The following is a 17549-nucleotide window of genomic DNA, read 5'->3' as shown; positions in this document are numbered from 1 at the left end:
AGAGGCAAGAAGCGAGCGGTTAAGGGTGTCAAATCTCATAGCCCCTTGCCCCTTGCCCCTCGCCCCCTCGCCCCCTTAATGAGGAAAACATGAAAGTTAGTTTAAGTTGGTTAAAAGATTATGTTTCCATTGAAATGAAGCCGGAAGATTTGGCTGATGCCCTGACCATGACAGGTCTCGAAGTCGAGGTCATTTCGGACCGGTATGATTACCTTGACAGCGTTGTTGTGGGCCGTATTGTCAAAATCAGCCCCCATCCCAATGCAGATAAACTGCGGCTTTGTGATGTGGATATGGGAGACCGCATGATGCGCGTTGTGTGCGGAGCGCCCAATGCGGCCGAGGGGCAGCTCGCACCGCTGGCCCTTACCGGCACTGAGTTTCCAGATGGTTCTGTTCTTGAGAAAAGTGTTATTCGCGGTGAGGCATCCGAGGGAATGCTTTGCAGCGAATCAGAGCTGGAACTGGGCACAGATACAAGCGGCATTATGATCCTTGACCCGGGGTGCCGGGTCGGAGACAAACTTGTAACAGCCCTGAATCTGTCAGACAAGGTGTTTGATATTGATCTGACCCCGAACCGGTCAGATTGTCTCAGCATCATCGGCATTGCCCGGGAGGTCGCGGCGATTCAGAAAACAACGATGAAATATCCTCACACGGATATTTCCGATTCAGGCAATGATATCACCAGGCTTACTTCGGTAACCATCAAAGACCCGGACCATTGCCCCAGGTATTCGGCAAGACTTATTGAAGATATAAAGATCGGGCCTTCTCCGTTCTGGCTCCAGGACAGGCTGCTGTCCGTGGGGTTAAGACCCATTAACAATATTGTGGATATTACCAATTTTGTCATGATGGAAATGGGCCAGCCGCTTCACGGGTTTGATTTTGATCAGTTGGCAGATCAGAGGATTGTTGTCCGGACAGCAGATGAGGGGGAGATGTTCACCACCCTGGATGGGAAAGAGCGAAAGCTTTCTCCAAATGCCCTCATGATCTGCGACGGGGAAAAACCGGTTGGTATCGCCGGGGTCATGGGCGGGCTTAATTCGGAGATTGAAGGCACCACCACACGGGTTCTCCTGGAAAGTGCCTATTTCAGCCCCATGAGCATCCGTAAAACAGCAAAAAAGATGGGGCTGAATACCGAGGCCTCCCATCGTTTTGAACGCGGTACTGACCCGGAAGGCACGGTCAAAGCTTTGAACAGGGCCGCACAGCTCATGGCTGAACTGGGAAACGGCAGATTGGTTAATGGGCTGATTGATGAACATTCCGGGCCTGCGTCTGCAAAAAATATCTCTCTGAGCATAAAGGATACCAATCGTCTTTTAGGGATCAGCCTGGGGCAGAATGAAATGGCGGATGCGCTCAGGTCCATTGAGTTTGGGGTTGAAAAAGAGGGCGAGGACAGACTCACGGTGATTCCGCCCTCTTTCAGGGTGGATATTGCTCGGCCGGTTGATCTGATGGAAGAGATTGCGCGGCTTTCGGGGTATCAGAATATCCCCACCACGTTCCCGGCAATACCTGCCCAAGCCAGGGAGTCTGAAAGAAAACTGGAACTGCGCCAAAGAATAAAGCGCATCCTCATCGGTTTCGGATTCACTGAAGCTGTCAATTACAGTTTTATGAACAGGTTGGCCTGCGACCAGCTCAGACTGGGGCAGGATGATCCGAAAAGAAGTCTGCTGGATATTCTGAACCCGCTGACAGAAGATCAGGGGGTGATGCGGACCTCTCTGGTTCCCGGTCTTCTTGAAACCATGCGCCGGAATATTTCACAGCAGGTCAAAGATCTTAAATTGTTTGAGATCGGCAAGACCTTTATCAGCAAAGGTCAGGATACGCTTCCAGAAGAAATTGAATTTATTTCAGGTCTGTGGACAGGAACCCTGTCTGATGCGTTGTGGCACGCCAAAGAAACGGAGTGCGATTTTTATGATATTAAGGGCGTTGTTGAGGGACTGCTGAATGGTCTGAATGTCAAAGACGCAAGCTTCACCCGGGTACCGGATGATTCATGCAGATATACGAAAGTCGGCCACACAGCTCAGCTCGCTGTGGGTGGTGAAATCCTGGGGCTTGTCGGGAAAACTCATCCGGAGGTTCTGCGTGATTTTGATCTCAAGCAAAACGCGTTTATTTTTGAACTGAATCTGGATCGGCTGGTTCCTTTTATTCCGAGGACCAAGCAGGCAAAACCCATTCCAAGATACCCGTCCACATCCAGGGATGTCACCATGATTGTTAATAAAGATACTGAGGCGGGCAGCATTTTGGAGGGGGTCAGAAAGATCAATGAGGCCCTGGTGGAGGACTTGTATCTGTTCGGTGTGTATGAGGGGAATCCCGTCCCGGAAGGAAATAAAAGTGTCTCTTTCAGAATCACCTACCGATCTTCTGAGGAAACCCTTGAAGATGATGTGATAAATAATATCCACAAGAATATTTCGGATATACTTATCAAAGAATTTGATGCGACATTGCCTTAAATTTTGGAATGTTAAAATTGGATCAGGCTCTGTGAACAGCAGACTTCCAATCTCTACAGAGTCTGATTCAATACTTCGGACACTTTTTATAACATATTGTTTTTATTAGGTTTGAATATTTTATACCTGAAGATTAAAATTCTATAATTTCAATAGGTTAAAGTTTTGAATATTCTTAATTTCCAAAAACTGTCCGGACTATTGCTGATTCAAACTGTACAATTAAATCCGGGGAATAAAGCGGGGTTTTATATCAACAAGCAAGTTCCGTAGGTTGTGGGTTGAGGAACGAAACCCAACGCCGACGATCATCTCCCAATTAACGGATTGCAAGAGTGTCAGGTTTTGTTCCTCAGCCCGACCTGTATGAATGCGCTATCCGATACCATCCTCAAAAACTCCCTTGACGATGTTCACATATTTGTATATTTTTATATCATGAAATCAATTTCATTTTACAGAACACAGTCAGGGAAATGCCCGATCGAAGAATATTTTGACACGCTGACTGATGCTCAGGTTGCTAAAATTACATGGGTTTTGAAACTGATTCGTGAAAGAGAACACATTTCGACCAAATATTTCAAGAAATTGGCAAATACGGATGATATCTGGGAGGTAAGGGTTGGTCTGGGATCGAATATATTTAGGATTCTTGGCTTCATTCATAACAATGAGCTGATAATATTGACAAACTCTTTTCAAAAGAAATCTCAGAAAACGCCTTCAAAAGAAATAAAATTGGCAGAAAAACGAAAAAAGGATTTTTTAAGCAGGGGGTGATATTATGGACGACCTTGATAAATATATCATTAAAAGGAAAAAACAGAGTCCGGTATTTGCTCAGGATTATGACAAAGGATATGAACAATTTAAAATCGGTGTTCTGCTTAAACAAGCCCGATTGGATGCCGGTCTTACTCAGGAGCAAGTAGCCATAAAGTTGAAAACAGGCAGATCCGCAATATCAAGAATTGAAAATCATGCTGAAGATATCAGGCTTTCAACACTTATTAATTATGCGCAGGCCATTGGCAAAAGTTTAAAGCTTGAAGTTGCATAATTCTCTTTGACGAACCTGATACATGCAGGGATCTGCTTTCTGCTGGCAAGGAATTACCTCTGAAAATACTTAAATCCAGATTGTTATCTTATCTCTCATTATTCGTATCCAGCCTTTTCTGAGTCTGTCCCAGCGTGAGTACATCAACATGCCGGGCACCGTTTTCCAGAAGGGCCCGTGCGCATTCATTCGCTGTGGATCCCGTGGTGATGACATCATCCGCAAGGAGTATTCCTTTTCCTCTGATTTCAGAAGGTTTTCTTACCCTGAACACATTTCTGATATTTGCCTGCCGTTCCTCCTGAGTCATACCTACCTGCGATTCTGTGGAACGAGTTCTCACGAGTATCTCCCGCTTAATCCGAATATCCGGCCGGTCCGCATTCAGAACCTCGGCCATGCGGGGCCACCTGCGAAACATCACATACGCCTGATTGAATCCCCGCTTTCTTAACTTTGGGATTCATTGCCGCCCGTATATCGTCAGTGTGCTGTATGTTATACCAATTTTTGGTCCGCATACGAAGAAATTTTTCCATCAGAAAGACACAGACCTGTCGGAAAAGAAAGCGGTAAAACCTGTTATATCGAGAGGTTCAACCTTACGCTCAGACAGAGAGTATCGCGTTTGGTCAGAAAAACGCTGTCTTTTTCAAAAAAGCTCGAAAATCATTTGGGAGAACTATGGAATTTTATTCATCATTATAATTTGCATATAGCTCCGACAATAGCAATCACTACATGTTAAGGACTACCCTTTTTCGGACAAATATCAGAAAACCTGATTCTAACAGATTTTGTTGATCTGTTATGTTTTCAAAAGTACAGGGAAAGGGACAAGCTCATTTTCCTTTTCTTATCCCCTTTCCCTGTATTTTCTGCCAAGCTGTCGCGGCACGGGGCGCTGTCATCCAGGCATGCCTGTCAACAAAATCCTTTAAAATCAGCAGAAAACTTATAGTCTGGTACTTATTTGTACAGGACTAAAAATAAAGGGGAAAACATTTTCATGTCTTCCCCTTAATCATCTCTATACGAAAATTCCGGACAACCCGCTATTTTCTGCCTGCATATTCAGCATATGCCATGGCCACTGTTCTGTAAACAAGATGTGCAAGTTTCGAGAACGGCAAAAAGGCAAACAAATTAAAAACAAAAACAAGATGTATGAAATAAAGTGTGTAAGAAATCCCTGCCGCGCCTCCGAGTCTTGTCATCTCGGTCAGCATACCAGTAAGCCCCAGCCCCAGAACAAGCCCCAAGAGATACCAGTCCTTGTAAACACTTGTCTCATCGGTTTTAGCCAGACGTTCCTTTATCATCAGGAAACTGCCGATTACAAGGGCCACGCCGCTCACATTGGCAAGCCATTTCACCGGATTAATCTGCTGATAAGGCCCGTGAATCTGGAAAACATAAAGCACAACAAAAAATATTGCTGTTACGATAAAAAGACCTATAAAACTGTAAAATACCATCAGATGTGATGTGGCACGCTCCTGGTTTTCACCGCATTCTGTAAATTTATTATGTTTCAGAATCGTCGGGATCACCCGTCCCAAAGCCTTGACAAAACCTACCGCATCAATCTTTTCCTTATCTGTTTTGCCTTCATTCAACGCATTCTCATGAATATCACTTATGAATCTTTTCAACCCCAGAGCGAAAATTGCCACAGTCCACAGAGACAACGGAACAAAAATCATATCCACCAGCCATGTGGAAAAGAATTTTGAATGGGCAATCTCCTCGCCCGCGGGACTGAAATTCAGCCAATCCACACCAAAAATTTTGAGGACAAGCCCCAGCACCAGAAAAATAATCACAGGAATCAGCAGAAGAACAGGAAGTTTCTTGGGATCATTCACCATCTTTCCCAGCCACTTCGGCTCCGCATATTCCGTAATTGCATAAGAACGAACAGCACCCAGCACATCACCCGGTTTTGCGCCTCTCGGACACAGTGCCGTACAATCCCCGCAATTATGGCACAGCCACACATCAGCATTCCCTACCAGTCTGTCTTTGAGACCCCAGGATGCGGCAATCATCTCTTTCCGGGGAAAAGGCTTGTTATCCGGGGAAATCGGGCAGGCCACAGAGCAGGTTGCACATTGAAAACATTTCTTCAGCGTGTCGCCCCCGAGTTTCTGAAGGTCCTTAATAAATTCCACATCAGGCTCAACAAGATATTTGTCTGCCATACACAACCTCCTTATTTAAATTGAGAATTGAGAATTGAGAATTGAGACTTTTCAATTCTCAGCTATCAATTCTCAATTATCAATTATCAATTATCAATTATCAATTATCAATTCATCAGAATCCCTTGAACGGATTCGGTCCGAGTTCCTCAATTGATTCCACAAAGTCATTGATGATCTGAGGAAGTTTGTCGTAGTCGTCAATTGCGACTTCGAACTGAGCCACCCGTTCTTCTTCAAGGGCCAGACTTGCCAACGCGTCACCGATCTTCTTCACTCGGATCTCCGCAAGCTCGCTTCCCTTTACAAAATGGCACTGATAATCATCACCATGCTTACAGCCCAGCAGAAACACACCGTCCATTCCCTGGGAAAGCGCGTCCTTGATCCAGATCACATTCACCGACCCCAGACACCGCACCGGAATAAACCGGACATCCGCGGACCAGCTCAGTCGGTTCAGCCCTGCAATATCCAAGGCAGGATATGCGTCGTTTTCACAAACCAGCCCGAGAACTCGCATGGGCGGTTCATCATAATCATCTTCAGAAGGCACACCAATTGATTTGACCATGGACCCGACACTGTCAATATTGTAATCCGCAAAACCGATAATACGCTCAGGACATGCGCCCATGCAGGTTCCGCAGCGACGACAACGCGCGGGATTCGGTTTGGGAGTTCCTTTTTCATCATCATCCAATGCCCCGAAGGGACATTCTTCAGTACACCGCTTGCACTGAGTACATCTTTGGAAAAAGAAATCCGGGAAGGTCATATCGCCTGATCTCGGATGAACCGAAACGCCCCTGTTCACCGATTCCAGACATTGAATTGCTTTAAGGGCAGCTCCGGAAGCGTCCTCCATACTCTCATCTATGGTCATGCTTCGTCGGACACCGCCGGCAGCATAAATCCCGGTTCGCTGAGTCTCATAGGGAAAGCAGATGAAGTTCGAGTCGCAATATCCGTCAAAAAGGCCGATATCACGGAAACCCGGACCTTGGCGATACGCCAGATTTACCACAGGATCATCCGCAGTGACCGGAACCATGCCGGTTCCCAGAACGACCATATCTGCTTTGACCTTGATCTTCTCGCCCAGAAGTGTGTCATCTGCTTCAACAATCATGCCGTCGCCGTTTTTAGACACGCCCATGACACTTCCTTTTGTCAGAAAGATGCCCGGTTCCTGCTGGATGTTCTTGTAAAAATTCTCCGAAAGCCCCGGGGTCCGCATATGCTGATAAAAGACATATGCCTTGCCGTCCTCATAATCCTCACACACATACTTTGCCTGCTTCAGCGAAACCAGGCTTGTAATAGAACCTGCGTAAGCAAAATCACTGTCATCATCTCCCTTGTCAGGACTTTGGATAAAGACAACAGATTTTGCCTCTTTGCCATCCGAAGGTCTTGTGATCTTGCCGTTTGCGGCAATTTCTTCAAACTGGTGATTGGTCACGACATCCGGGCTGTCGCCAAATCCGAGGTGAGCGAACTCACCCTCTTCGGGCTTGTACGGGCGCCATCCCGCAGCCAAAATAACTGCCCCGAATTTCTCGCCATTGGGGTCAAACGTGAGAATATCCTGCCTGCCTTCGTTATATTGCAGATAAAGCTCGTGCTGTTTTTCCACATCCAGATCTTTACCGTTTTCATCGAGCTTCATCTCTTCGGGCAGCGGAAAAGGCACATCAAACTCAATCTTCTCACCCGGTTTTTTGAGCGTCACCGTGAAATCCCCCGGTTCACCCGCGATACGGGCAACCACGGTATCAGTTTTGACCGTTATATTCGGATATTTTTCCAACTCGTCAATTTTTGAATGGATGACAGGGGGGATAAGGTCTTCATAGGGGTCTTCAACCGGGAGCTGCTTTCGTAACTTGGCAGCGTATCCGCCAATATGCGGTTCCTTTTCGACAATCGTTACCTCATATCCGGCCTTTGCGGCATCCGTGGCCGCTGATATACCGGTGATACCGCCACCGATGACCAGAATCTTTCTGTTCAATGTGTCGAGTTTGTAGGGTTCGGGCAGATTAATCTTTTCAATTCGTGCCATCCCCATCTTCAGGTAGTCTTCAGCCAGCATCTGGAGCCTGTCAAAATACTCTGTGCTGTCTTTCTGATCTTCTTCCAATGCGGGGAATTCTGACCGGGGATGGGACCACACACACTGTTCCCTCAGATTCACCCTGTCAACAACACAGCCGTCAAAACGGAAAATATCAAAATTGACCCGGCGGGAACACGCGGCAATCACCAGCGAATTTGTTCCGTCAGCGACATCTTTCTTTAACAGCTCCACACCTTCTTTTCCGCAAAGAAAGGGATGCGTTTTTACAGGGTATCCCTCTTCCTCGGCCACGCCGCCCAGATCTTTTATATCCAGGGCATCCCCGATTCCACAGCCTGTGCAGATATAAACACCGTATTTTTTATCCATCTATTCCTCCTTTGGATTGGAAAATTGAGAATTGAGAATTGAGAATTGAGAATTATCAATTATCAATTATCAATTATCAATTCTTCAACGTCTGGATCGCTTTCAGAGCCATACCGGTTGCACTCTGGTTCGATGTTACCACATCGGCAGGTTTATTGGCGCACCCTGCTGCGAACATGCCGCCTTTATCAAAATCGTTTATGATAAAACCGTCCATATTATATTTCAGATCCGCAGGAAGTTTCTTTGCCGCTGTCGTCGGCTGCATACCCGTGGCAAGGACAACCATCTCAGCCGTCTGCTTAATTTTCTCACCGGTCACAGCATTTTCCGCAATCACAGTGACATTGCCGTTTTCCGCTTCCTCAACCTCTGCAACCTTGCCCTTGATCAGAAAGATATTCTCATCCGCTTTGATATTTTTGTAGAACTTCTCATACCGCTGGCCCGGTGCCCTCAGATCAATATAAAATATGTAGATTTTTGCATCAGGATAACGTTCCCGGATATATGTGGCATGTTTCAGAGAAGCCATGCAGCATATATAGGAACAATAAGGAAGATGATTTTCATCTCTTGATCCCGCACACTGAACAAAAACAAAACTCTCAGGTTCTTTGTTATCTGACGGACGGAGAATTTTTCCCTTTGTAGGTCCGTTCGGAGAGGCCAGACGCTCCATCATCATGTTTGTGATAATATTCGGATACCTGCCAAATCCCAGATTATCTATCTTAGAGGCGTCATAAGGTTCCCATCCTGTTGTCCAGACAACAGACCCGACCTTCAGATTGAGGGTTTTTGCCTCCGCATCAAGGTCAACAGCATCGTATTTACAGGCTTCTTTGCAGCGTTTTGCATCCTCAGTTCCGATGATCTGGGGAGAAATGACATACCGGGCAGGAAATGCCATCTCAAAAGGCAGATACGCCCCCTTGGTTTTGTTCATTCCGAAATTGAACTCATTGGAAATCTCTGTCTCACAGACCGCCGCGCACTCTCCGCAACAGGTACAGTTTTCATTTACATATCGGGGGTTTATTTTTAAACTGACATCATAAGCACCTGGTTTGCCGTGGACTTCCTCAACCTCGGCGAGCGTAAACACTTTTATTCGGGGATTGTCCTTTATCCGCCTGAAATTAATTTCCAGGCCGCATGTCGGGGGACACAGTTTTGGGAAATACTGATTGAGTTGCGCCACTCTTCCGCCCAGATAAGGATTTTTTTCAACCAGAAACACTTCATACCCTGTCTCAGCAGCCTCGAGCGCCACGGTCAGACCGCTGATCCCTCCTCCGACAACCAGGATGGTTCCACTGTTTTCTGCCATGCAATTCCTCCTTCTTATAATTGAGAATTGAGAATTGAGAATTGAGAATTAGTCATTATTAATTCTCCATTATCAATTCTCCATTATCAATTCTCAATTATCAATTATCCCTTAATAAAAACCTCCAGATGTCTGTGACACCTGGAGGTCTGTATTTAACTAAGACACAACTCCGTTTTGCAATTAGGCATCAGGAAAAATCTTAATATAATCCACTTTCTTCACATCCCATTCCTGAGATTTGGGATCAAACTTGGAGTTGACAAAGCAGAACCAGTTTTCATCATCCTGGCCCGGATAGTCGCACTGATAGTAGAAGCCCGGATAACGGGTCTCTTTACGGTACTGGATGTGGCGCAGATGAGCCTCAACAGTCCAGATACGATGCATGATTTCCCATGCTCTCATCAGTTCATGAACATCACCGGCACCCAGTTTCTCGCAGTCTTCGCGCATGGTTGCGAGAAGATCCATGACGATTTCCAGATTCTTACTGGTTGTCATGTAATATGTGGCGGTTCCTGCGCCGTACTCATGGGTGGCTTTCATCAGACGATACATCATTCCGTCAGGTTTGACGTAGTTGGGATTGATGTCAATCGCTGTGGTGTATTCACAGTTGTCCAAGAAAGTTCTCACAGGTTTGTAAACAATGTCCACCAATTCTTCTTTGGACAGGCTGAAGGCAGGAGCAAAATCAGCATGGTCTTTGGCATATCTTACCATCTGTTTCGCTGCCATACGGCCTTCCGCATGAGAACCGGAGGAGAATTTATGACCGGAGCAGCCAACGCCGTCACCAGAGGTGAACAGACCGTTAACCGTGGTCATACGGTTGTAGATTTTACCATTGTCAGCTTTGATTTTGTAAGCATCCGGTACCCAGTCATAATCGGGGCCGGAAGTCCAGAGACCGCAGCAGCCGGAGTGAGACCCGAGCAGGTAAGGTTCGGTCGGCATAACTTCGGAATTTTTCTTTTCAGGCTCGGTGTTGGTGGCGCACCACAGGTTGGCCTGTCCGCAGGTCATGTCAAGGAAGTCTTCCCAAGCTTCTGATTCAAGGTGCTTGAGTTCTTTCTTGTCCATGGTTTTTCCGAGTTCGGCCAAAGCTGTCACTGTGTCCATGAGGATGGGCCCGCGGCCTTCTTTCATTTCAAACAGCATCAGATGGTTACGCAGACAGGTCGGGGTGATGGCAGCAGTTCCGTAAGGTGCGTATTTCTCAAGTTCTGCTTTTGCAGCGTCACTGCCTGCAAATGATTCGCCAAGACCGTTCAGCGCTTTGGCTTTGAAAAGAAGGAACCATGCGCCCACAGGACCGTATCCGTCTTTAAAACGAGCCGGGGTGAAACGGTTTTCCATCATGGAAAGTTCAGCACCTACTCTCATACACAGAGTGTATGTGGAGCCTGAGTTCCATACCGGATACCATGCACGACCTTTGCCCTCACCAACTGAACGGGGCTGATAGATGTTCACAGCGCCGCCACAGGCAACCATCATTGTTTTACATTTGATGATGAAAACTTTGTTCTCACGAACGGAAAAACCAACCGCGCCGGCAATCTGATTTTCTTTGTTGGCATCCAGAAGCAGTTCAACGATGAAAACTCTTTCCAGAATGTTTTCTTCGCCAAGTGCCAGTTTTGCAGCTTCGGCAACGATTCTCTTGTAGGACTCACCGTTGATCATGATCTGCCATTTACCTGTACGGACAGGAGCAGCACCGGATTTCAGTGTTCCGAGTTTCAGACCTTTTTTACCATCCAGGTTTTTACCCTTGTCATCTTTTTTCCATACAGGAAGTCCCCATTCCTCAAACAGATGAACAGAGTCATCCACATGACAGCCCAGATCAAAGATCAGGTCTTCACGGACAAGGCCCATCAGGTCGTTACGGACCATGCGGACATAATCATCCGGAGTATTTTCGCCAATATATGTATTGATAGCTGAGAGGCCCTGGGCAACAGCACCGCTACGTTCCATAGCCGCTTTGTCACACAGCAGAACAGACTGTCCGTCATCCATCCATTTTTTGACTTCAAAAGCAGTACCGCAGGCAGCCATACCACCGCCCACGATCAGAATATCAACCTCACGCTCCTCAACTTCCGGATCTCTTACAGCCTTAATTTCGCCCAAAGCTTTGTTCGGTAATGCCATTTATAATTCCTCCTTATTTCAATTTTCGTTTTTCAATCATCCAACAGTTCTTAGACAGTTGCAATGGGTTTCGGAAGTTCCCTGCCTTCGGATTCTTCAGTTGAAAGCAACTGACTTTCGATGTCTTTTCCTTTCAGATCCGCATAAGCATTGGCCTGTCCTTCAGCTGTTGTACGGATGGGGAACTTAAAGCGTTTTACAGTACCGTTTCTGAACTTACAGGTCCACATAACATCTTCGGTACCCAGCATCGGCATTACACTGCTTCCCAGCGGCACAAAGTCAGAATAACCTCTTACTTCGATTGCCTGGGTCGGGCAAATTTTTACGCAGGAGAAACATTCCCAGCACTGATCCGGCTCCTGATTGTAAGCCTTCATTGCGTTCGGATCCAGAACCATGAGATCGTTGGGGCAAATATACATACATGCGGTCTTGTCCCCACCTTTACAGCCATCACATTTTTCAGCGATTACATAACTTGGCATTAACTATCCTCCTAATTAGTTTGATAAAATTCCGTTTGTTAATTTTCTTTTAATTACCCTATATAAGTTTTAAGTGTTTTTCAAAACCCCTTATTTTTGAAAATGATCCGTCCACTTTCTGGCTAACCCTTAAAATCTCTGAAACTAATACAAAAGATCACGTCGGATATTCGGAGCTTTAATGCGCACTTTAAATATATCCTTAAAAATCAACAACATAGACTTAGTTGCATACAAAGAGGACATATATCATTTATTATTTTATTTTGTCAAGAACTTTTGGACAAAGTATTGTTAAATTTTGATTTTGAAATTTATCTCAATTCTTAATTTAAAAAAAAACAAGATTCAGAGATAAGAAACAGAGGCGCAAGGGATTTCATAACCCAAATAAAATAATATAATTATAAACAGATGGGAAATAGCGGAAATTCCCTTTCTGAAGGGAGTAAGGGGGATGTCTTTTCAGACACCCGGCATAAAGATTCCATCAGAAATATAACATTAGCAAATGAAATATACTGAAAATGGATAAACAGTCCCTAAATTTTCCGGAAGAAAAGGCGGTTTTCATCTCGTTCCCACATGATTCCCTTTCCACGCTCCCGTGTGGGAACAAAAGCGAGGGAACAGGAATATATGGATTCTTCATCTGCTGATACTCGATAATCAGGTTTTCTGACCCGGTTCGAATAAAAAATTTGTAATTCCTGCTTTTGCAGGCTTCGGCGTGAGTTCAGATTTTCGGAGAACTCGGTCGGGTCGTCGAACGGAATGGCAGAAAAAAACCTGGTTAGCGAGCGATACAAAAAAATATGTCCGAATTTTCAAATTAGGTTTTGCATTTCACAAAAATGTGTTATATTAAATTTTATCAGAAATTCGGAAATAAAAAAGCGGCTCAGATAATGGTTATGAGAGCTTTCCAAATAAAATTTTTTATTTTCGAACAGAGCAGAGGTCTTGTTTTTCCAAAGGCTGTCATATTTCCCGCGGGGAAGTTCCTGTCGGAAAAACAGTCTTTTTATTTTTAAGGGGCCAGGGGCCGGTGGTTCGTTGTGACCGGCAGGCCATGCCCGTTTATATGACAACGGTGTTATATCTTTCCCGTATGCTGGAAAACAAATCTTATTTCTGATAATCAGCAATCCAAAAATTCATTGAAAATTCAGATCCCGGCCCGCTTCGGACTGATAATTCCGAAATATTTCCGGACTTGTCCGTCCGACAACAACGAAGCAGGGAATTTTCCGATCTGCTGATAATGTCTGTTATTCAAACCGGTCCGCTTCAGGATCCCATATTTTAAAATATCAAATAATTTTGTTTTGAATATTCCAAGTGATTGCCTGACCGTTGCAGGTCGGGTGTTTTTGTTGCAACAGATAGGCTCATATTTACGGGACGGGTCGGCTGTTGGATGACAACAGGGGCATACCCCCGCGAGGGGGATGCGACACAGAGGATTCGTCAAAACGTAACTAGGAGCATTATTGATGACAACAACATTTACTCAGTTAAACCTGAACCCGCAGTTGGTTCAAACCACAGATGAACTTGGCTATGCAACACCGACTCCCATCCAATCCGCTATCATTCCGACCATGCTGACCGGTCAGGATGTGATTGGTCAGGCCCAGACAGGAACTGGCAAAACAGCGGCTTTTTCATTACCCATCCTGAATAACCTTGTAACAAAGCAGGGGCATGTGCAAAGTCTTGTGCTGGCCCCCACCCGGGAACTGGCCATACAGGTGGCAGACGCGATGTATAAATACGGCCGTTATCCCGGGGCCCGTGTGCTGGCAGTTTACGGGGGCCAGCCTTACGGGCGTCAGATCAGCCGCCTCAGAAAAGGCGTGGACATCGTTGTCGGAACCCCCGGACGTCTGCTCGACCTGATTCATCAGAAAGCCCTGGACATCAGCAAACTCTCTTCTGTTGTTCTTGATGAGGCAGATGAGATGCTCAGTATGGGTTTTATCTCTGATATCGAAGCCATTCTCAATGAAACCCCGCGGGATCGCCAGACAGCCCTCTTTTCAGCGACTTTGCCCCAGGGAATCCGCCGCATAGCCAAACGCTATATGAACGATCCCCAATCTTTTACTATCGGACATAAACAGCTTACGGTGGCTGCTGTTGAACAGCGTTACTATCTGATGAATGAAGCGGACAAATTGGCGGCGCTCACCCGTCTGTTTGAAATTGAGGAGATCACCAGCGCACTTATTTTTGTCCGTACGCGACTTGGCACCGGCGAACTGGTAAACGAACTGGCGCTGCGCGGCTTTCCGGCAGAAGCGTTGAACGGAGATCTGAGTCAGGATGCCCGTGTACAGGTGCTGAATCGTTTCCGGAAGAATCAGATCAAGGTGCTGGTGGCTACTGATGTGGCCGCGCGCGGGCTGGATATTGACGATATTTCGCATGTGTTTAACTATGATCTTCCGCAGGACCCTGAATTGTATGTTCATCGCGTCGGACGCACTGGCAGGGCCGGGAAAACAGGCATCGCCATTTCGCTGCTGGCCCCGAAGGAACGATGGCGTCTGGGCAGGATTGAATCCTATACAAAGCAAAAGATTAGCAAATCTGTTCTGCCCACGGCAGAAGATATTCAAAATTGCAGGGAATCCCGGTTAGTAGAACAGATGATGGTCTGGCTGCGCCGCGGCCGCTGCCAGCGGGAAAGGGAGATCGTAGGGGAACTCACCGGCGGAGGGCATGACCCGTTGGAAATTGCCGCGGCAGCTTTGAAAATGGCTCGGGGGGAAGAGAAACAGCGTCCTGTCGAACCCATCAGCGAGGTTCAGGAATATCGCCAGCAGAAAAACAAGACAGATAAACGGAGAAACAGAAGAAGCAGGCGTGACCGGGATAACAATTCTCATGAAAAAGGGATGGTCAGACTTACCCTCAGCACGGGCAAATCAGACGGTGTCTGTGTCAGTCATGTGATGGGCACGTTATCTCATTATGCGGATATTCCCGGCCGTTCTATTGGCAAGATCAGTATTCAGAAAAAACACACGTTTGTTGATGTGCCGGAAAAATTTGTGGGAAAAGTGCTGGCGAAAACCGGAACTTACAGAATTGGCAAGCAGAATGTTGCTGTAAAACGCGCTTAGGTGATTTCCGAAAAAAATATGCCACAAAAACCGAGTTCGTGACTTAACACGGGCCTGTGACACGGTCTGAAACGGGCGGGTCCGGCAAACCGAAGCCCGCCCCGGACAGATAGGCGGATGTGAAATCTGGCCGGGGCTTCGGGCTGTCTCAGTTTTTCCTTGTTCAATATCTTTGTTTAATATCCATTCTCATGTTCAGCATGTTCAGAGCGATTTTTTTTATGCTCTCCCTCCGTGCTTCCCTTCTGATTTGTTCAGCCACGGTCAGTGCCATTTCTTTTGCTCCTTCTGAGGGGTGAGTTGCCTGATCTCCTCCTCGCTCAGTTCTGTCACCTCTTTGATGATTTTGATATCCATTCCTATATTCGGCATGTTCAGAGCAATTTTTTTCGCCTTTTACCCGCATCACTATTTCAAATATTTTTCAGAAATGACAGAAAAAGTCAATGGGGCGGGGAGAGTATTTCAAATAAAAAAACAGGGACTTTTATTGAGTTCAAAGCGTTATGATATTCAGGAATTTGGCATAAAATTTAATTCATTGCCAATGTTCAAATGTTTCAGAGGGATGATAAAATCTGTTCTATCCCATTGACCCTTCTTTGATGTTTATGATATATTTATTATTTATAAAAAAGTATTAAAGCATTTTTTGGGGATAAGGATTTGAAATATCGAAGTATTATCCCTGACAAGATTAACTTGTCCCTCGGGGGTGGTTCGCATTTGCCAATCCGAACCAAGCGTGTCCCCCAATACTGTTGACTTAAGCGTAAGCGGGTTTTCCGGTGTTTTTTCCGGAGTGCGAAAAATGCTTTTTCGCAAGCGCAAAAATAAAATTTTTGCACTCCGGATCCGTTCGGAATTGCCTAAGTCAACAGCATTGAGCGTGTCCCCTGGCATTTCAGGACTTTTTCCACAACAACATTACCAGGACGAATACTTGTCAAAAAACAGTGTCATCATTGCGGGGCCGAACGGCTCCGGTAAAAGTACGTTTGCACAGGAGTATCTCAAAGTTTATAATTGTGAATATCTGGGTGCGGACGACATCGCAGTCGAACTTGCACCGGACCGCCTTCTGGAAGTTCGGTTTCAGGCAGGGCGTATCTTTTTTCAAAGGCTTTCCGCTCTGATCCGGCAGGGAAAGAACCTGCTCATAGAATCAACGATTTCAGGTCGAGGATTTCAGGGGATCATGAGACGCCTGAAGAAAGCAGGATACTCCATTACAATATTATTTCTTTTTCTGGAGACATCTGACGTTTGTATTGCCCGTGTAAAAGGGCGGATTCGGAAAGGGGGCCATGATGTGCCGGAAGCGGATATTGTGCGCCGGTTCACCCGAAGCAAAAACAATTTTTGGAACATCTTTAAAAACCAGGCAGATCACTGGTATCTGTTTTACAACACTGAATACTTTCAGCAAGTCGCATTTGGCGAAGGTGATAATTACACCGTAAATGAGGAGGAACTTTTTGATTTATTCATACAAGACATCAGAGGATAAGACCATGAGGCAAGATCAGGCAATGGATAACAACATATATCTTAAAGGCATTGAAATGCAGGAAATCGGTAACCGTGCGGTTCTCAAGGCACAAGAGGAAAGCCGTAAGCTTGGTATTCCGAATGCTTATTCTCGGAACGGTGAGTTATACTTTGAACTGCCCAGCGGAGAAATAACCAAAAAAGACCCGTTCAATGAAATTTCTTTCAACATTTAGGACGCGGAGAAGTGAGAAACTTCTGTTTTCATATTGTCCGAACCCTGATTAAAGGATTAAAAAATTTGCAGGATTAAGCATCTGTTTTCATATTTATATCTTTGTCGGACAGGGTTTTTTTGCCGGACAGGGGTTGCAACCCATATGCATCAGGCTAAGATTACAACCTACTGTTTTTATTAACTCTGATTTTGCCGGACGGGGTTTGCAACCCCGTCCGGAATATTTTCCGGATCGCCGCCCGCAAACGTTTCGGACGGGGTTGCAAATCCCGTCCGGCAGCCGTCCCGCATTCTTAGCCTGATGCATATGGGGTTGCAACCCCGTCCGGGATGTTTTCGGATCACCGCGGATGAACATTTCGGACGGCCTGTCCGGCAAACGGATATGAGACCTCCGAGGTCTCTGACAGCGAAAACTTTTGGTCAGCTACTTAATTTAAACACCTGACACCTAACACCTGACACCTGACACCTAACACCTT

13 protein-coding genes and 1 pseudogene are annotated in these 17549 nt (G+C 45.9%); 7 read left to right on the top strand and 7 right to left on the bottom strand.

What is annotated here, in order from left to right; genetic code table 11:
- Positions 1-89: 89 nt before the first annotated feature.
- The 3 genes from pheT (at position 90) to relB (ending at position 3564) form a co-directional block, all read left to right on the top strand.
- Positions 90-2501 carry a phenylalanine--tRNA ligase subunit beta gene (gene pheT / locus dnm_RS23395; RefSeq protein ID WP_207679305.1) on the top strand — a complete coding sequence of 804 codons (2412 nt, stop codon included), beginning with the start codon at positions 90-92 and terminating at the stop codon, positions 2499-2501.
- A gap of 366 nt (positions 2502-2867) precedes the next feature.
- Positions 2868-3284, top strand: coding sequence for a type II toxin-antitoxin system RelE/ParE family toxin (locus dnm_RS23390; RefSeq protein WP_337833585.1), 417 nt, complete (start codon positions 2868-2870; stop codon positions 3282-3284).
- A 4-nt stretch (positions 3285-3288) separates the two neighbouring features.
- Positions 3289-3564, top strand: a complete 276-nt coding sequence (relB, locus tag dnm_RS23385; RefSeq protein WP_207679303.1) for a type II toxin-antitoxin system RelB family anti-toxin — start codon at positions 3289-3291, stop codon at positions 3562-3564.
- A gap of 88 nt (positions 3565-3652) precedes the next feature.
- Here relB and dnm_RS23380 read toward each other — a convergent pair whose 3' ends face one another.
- Positions 3653-3964 (bottom strand): ComF family protein, encoded by a 312-nt coding sequence (locus dnm_RS23380; protein WP_207679302.1) that lies wholly within the window; start codon positions 3962-3964, stop codon positions 3653-3655.
- Between the two features lie 54 nt (positions 3965-4018).
- On the opposite strand from dnm_RS23380, the pseudogene dnm_RS23375 reads away from it, so the two are divergent.
- Positions 4019-4312 (top strand): annotated as a pseudogene (locus dnm_RS23375) (IS1 family transposase); the annotation flags it as partial.
- Positions 4313-4619: 307 nt separating this feature from the next.
- On the opposite strand, the gene qmoC reads toward dnm_RS23375, so the two are convergent.
- The 5 genes from qmoC to aprB all read right to left on the bottom strand — a co-directional run bounded on the left by qmoC (position 4620) and on the right by aprB (position 12207).
- Positions 4620-5768 carry a quinone-interacting membrane-bound oxidoreductase complex subunit QmoC gene (gene qmoC / locus dnm_RS23370; RefSeq protein ID WP_207679301.1) on the bottom strand — a complete coding sequence of 383 codons (1149 nt, stop codon included), beginning with the start codon at positions 5766-5768 and terminating at the stop codon, positions 4620-4622.
- A gap of 115 nt (positions 5769-5883) precedes the next feature.
- Positions 5884-8220, bottom strand: coding sequence for an FAD-dependent oxidoreductase (locus tag dnm_RS23365; RefSeq protein ID WP_207679300.1), 2337 nt, complete (start codon positions 8218-8220; stop codon positions 5884-5886).
- Between the two features lie 76 nt (positions 8221-8296).
- Positions 8297-9553, bottom strand: coding sequence for a CoB--CoM heterodisulfide reductase iron-sulfur subunit A family protein (locus dnm_RS23360; RefSeq protein ID WP_207679299.1), 1257 nt, complete (start codon positions 9551-9553; stop codon positions 8297-8299).
- A 183-nt stretch (positions 9554-9736) separates the two neighbouring features.
- On the bottom strand, positions 9737-11719 hold the full coding sequence (gene aprA / locus dnm_RS23355) for an adenylyl-sulfate reductase subunit alpha (RefSeq protein ID WP_207679298.1): 1983 nt from the start codon (positions 11717-11719) through the stop codon (positions 9737-9739).
- A gap of 50 nt (positions 11720-11769) precedes the next feature.
- Complete coding sequence (gene aprB / locus dnm_RS23350) at positions 11770-12207, bottom strand: adenylyl-sulfate reductase subunit beta (RefSeq protein WP_207679297.1); 438 nt, start codon at positions 12205-12207, stop codon at positions 11770-11772.
- Positions 12208-13703: 1496 nt separating this feature from the next.
- Between aprB and dnm_RS23345 the strand changes: the two genes are divergently transcribed.
- Positions 13704-15338, top strand: coding sequence for a DEAD/DEAH box helicase (locus dnm_RS23345; protein WP_246556068.1), 1635 nt, complete (start codon positions 13704-13706; stop codon positions 15336-15338).
- 264 nt (positions 15339-15602) lie between these two features.
- Here dnm_RS23345 and dnm_RS31875 read toward each other — a convergent pair whose 3' ends face one another.
- Positions 15603-15722: an Rpn/YhgA-type helix-turn-helix domain-containing protein gene (locus tag dnm_RS31875; protein WP_492208008.1), complete on the bottom strand. Its 120-nt coding sequence runs from the start codon at positions 15720-15722 to the stop codon at positions 15603-15605.
- Positions 15723-16281: 559 nt separating this feature from the next.
- Here dnm_RS31875 and dnm_RS23340 point away from each other — a divergent pair.
- Positions 16282-16848 carry an ATPase gene (locus dnm_RS23340; protein ID WP_207679295.1) on the top strand — a complete coding sequence of 189 codons (567 nt, stop codon included), beginning with the start codon at positions 16282-16284 and terminating at the stop codon, positions 16846-16848.
- Positions 16817-17065, top strand: coding sequence for a hypothetical protein (locus tag dnm_RS23335; protein WP_207679294.1), 249 nt, complete (start codon positions 16817-16819; stop codon positions 17063-17065). The genes dnm_RS23340 and dnm_RS23335 overlap by 32 nt, the downstream gene beginning before the upstream one ends.
- The last annotated feature ends 484 nt before the right edge of the window (positions 17066-17549 follow it).

This window comes from Desulfonema magnum (assembly GCF_017377395.1).
GTDB classification, from domain to species: Bacteria; Desulfobacterota; Desulfobacteria; order Desulfobacterales; family 4be13; genus Desulfonema_C; species Desulfonema_C magnum.
This window is presented reverse-complemented; position numbering and strand designations above follow the sequence as displayed.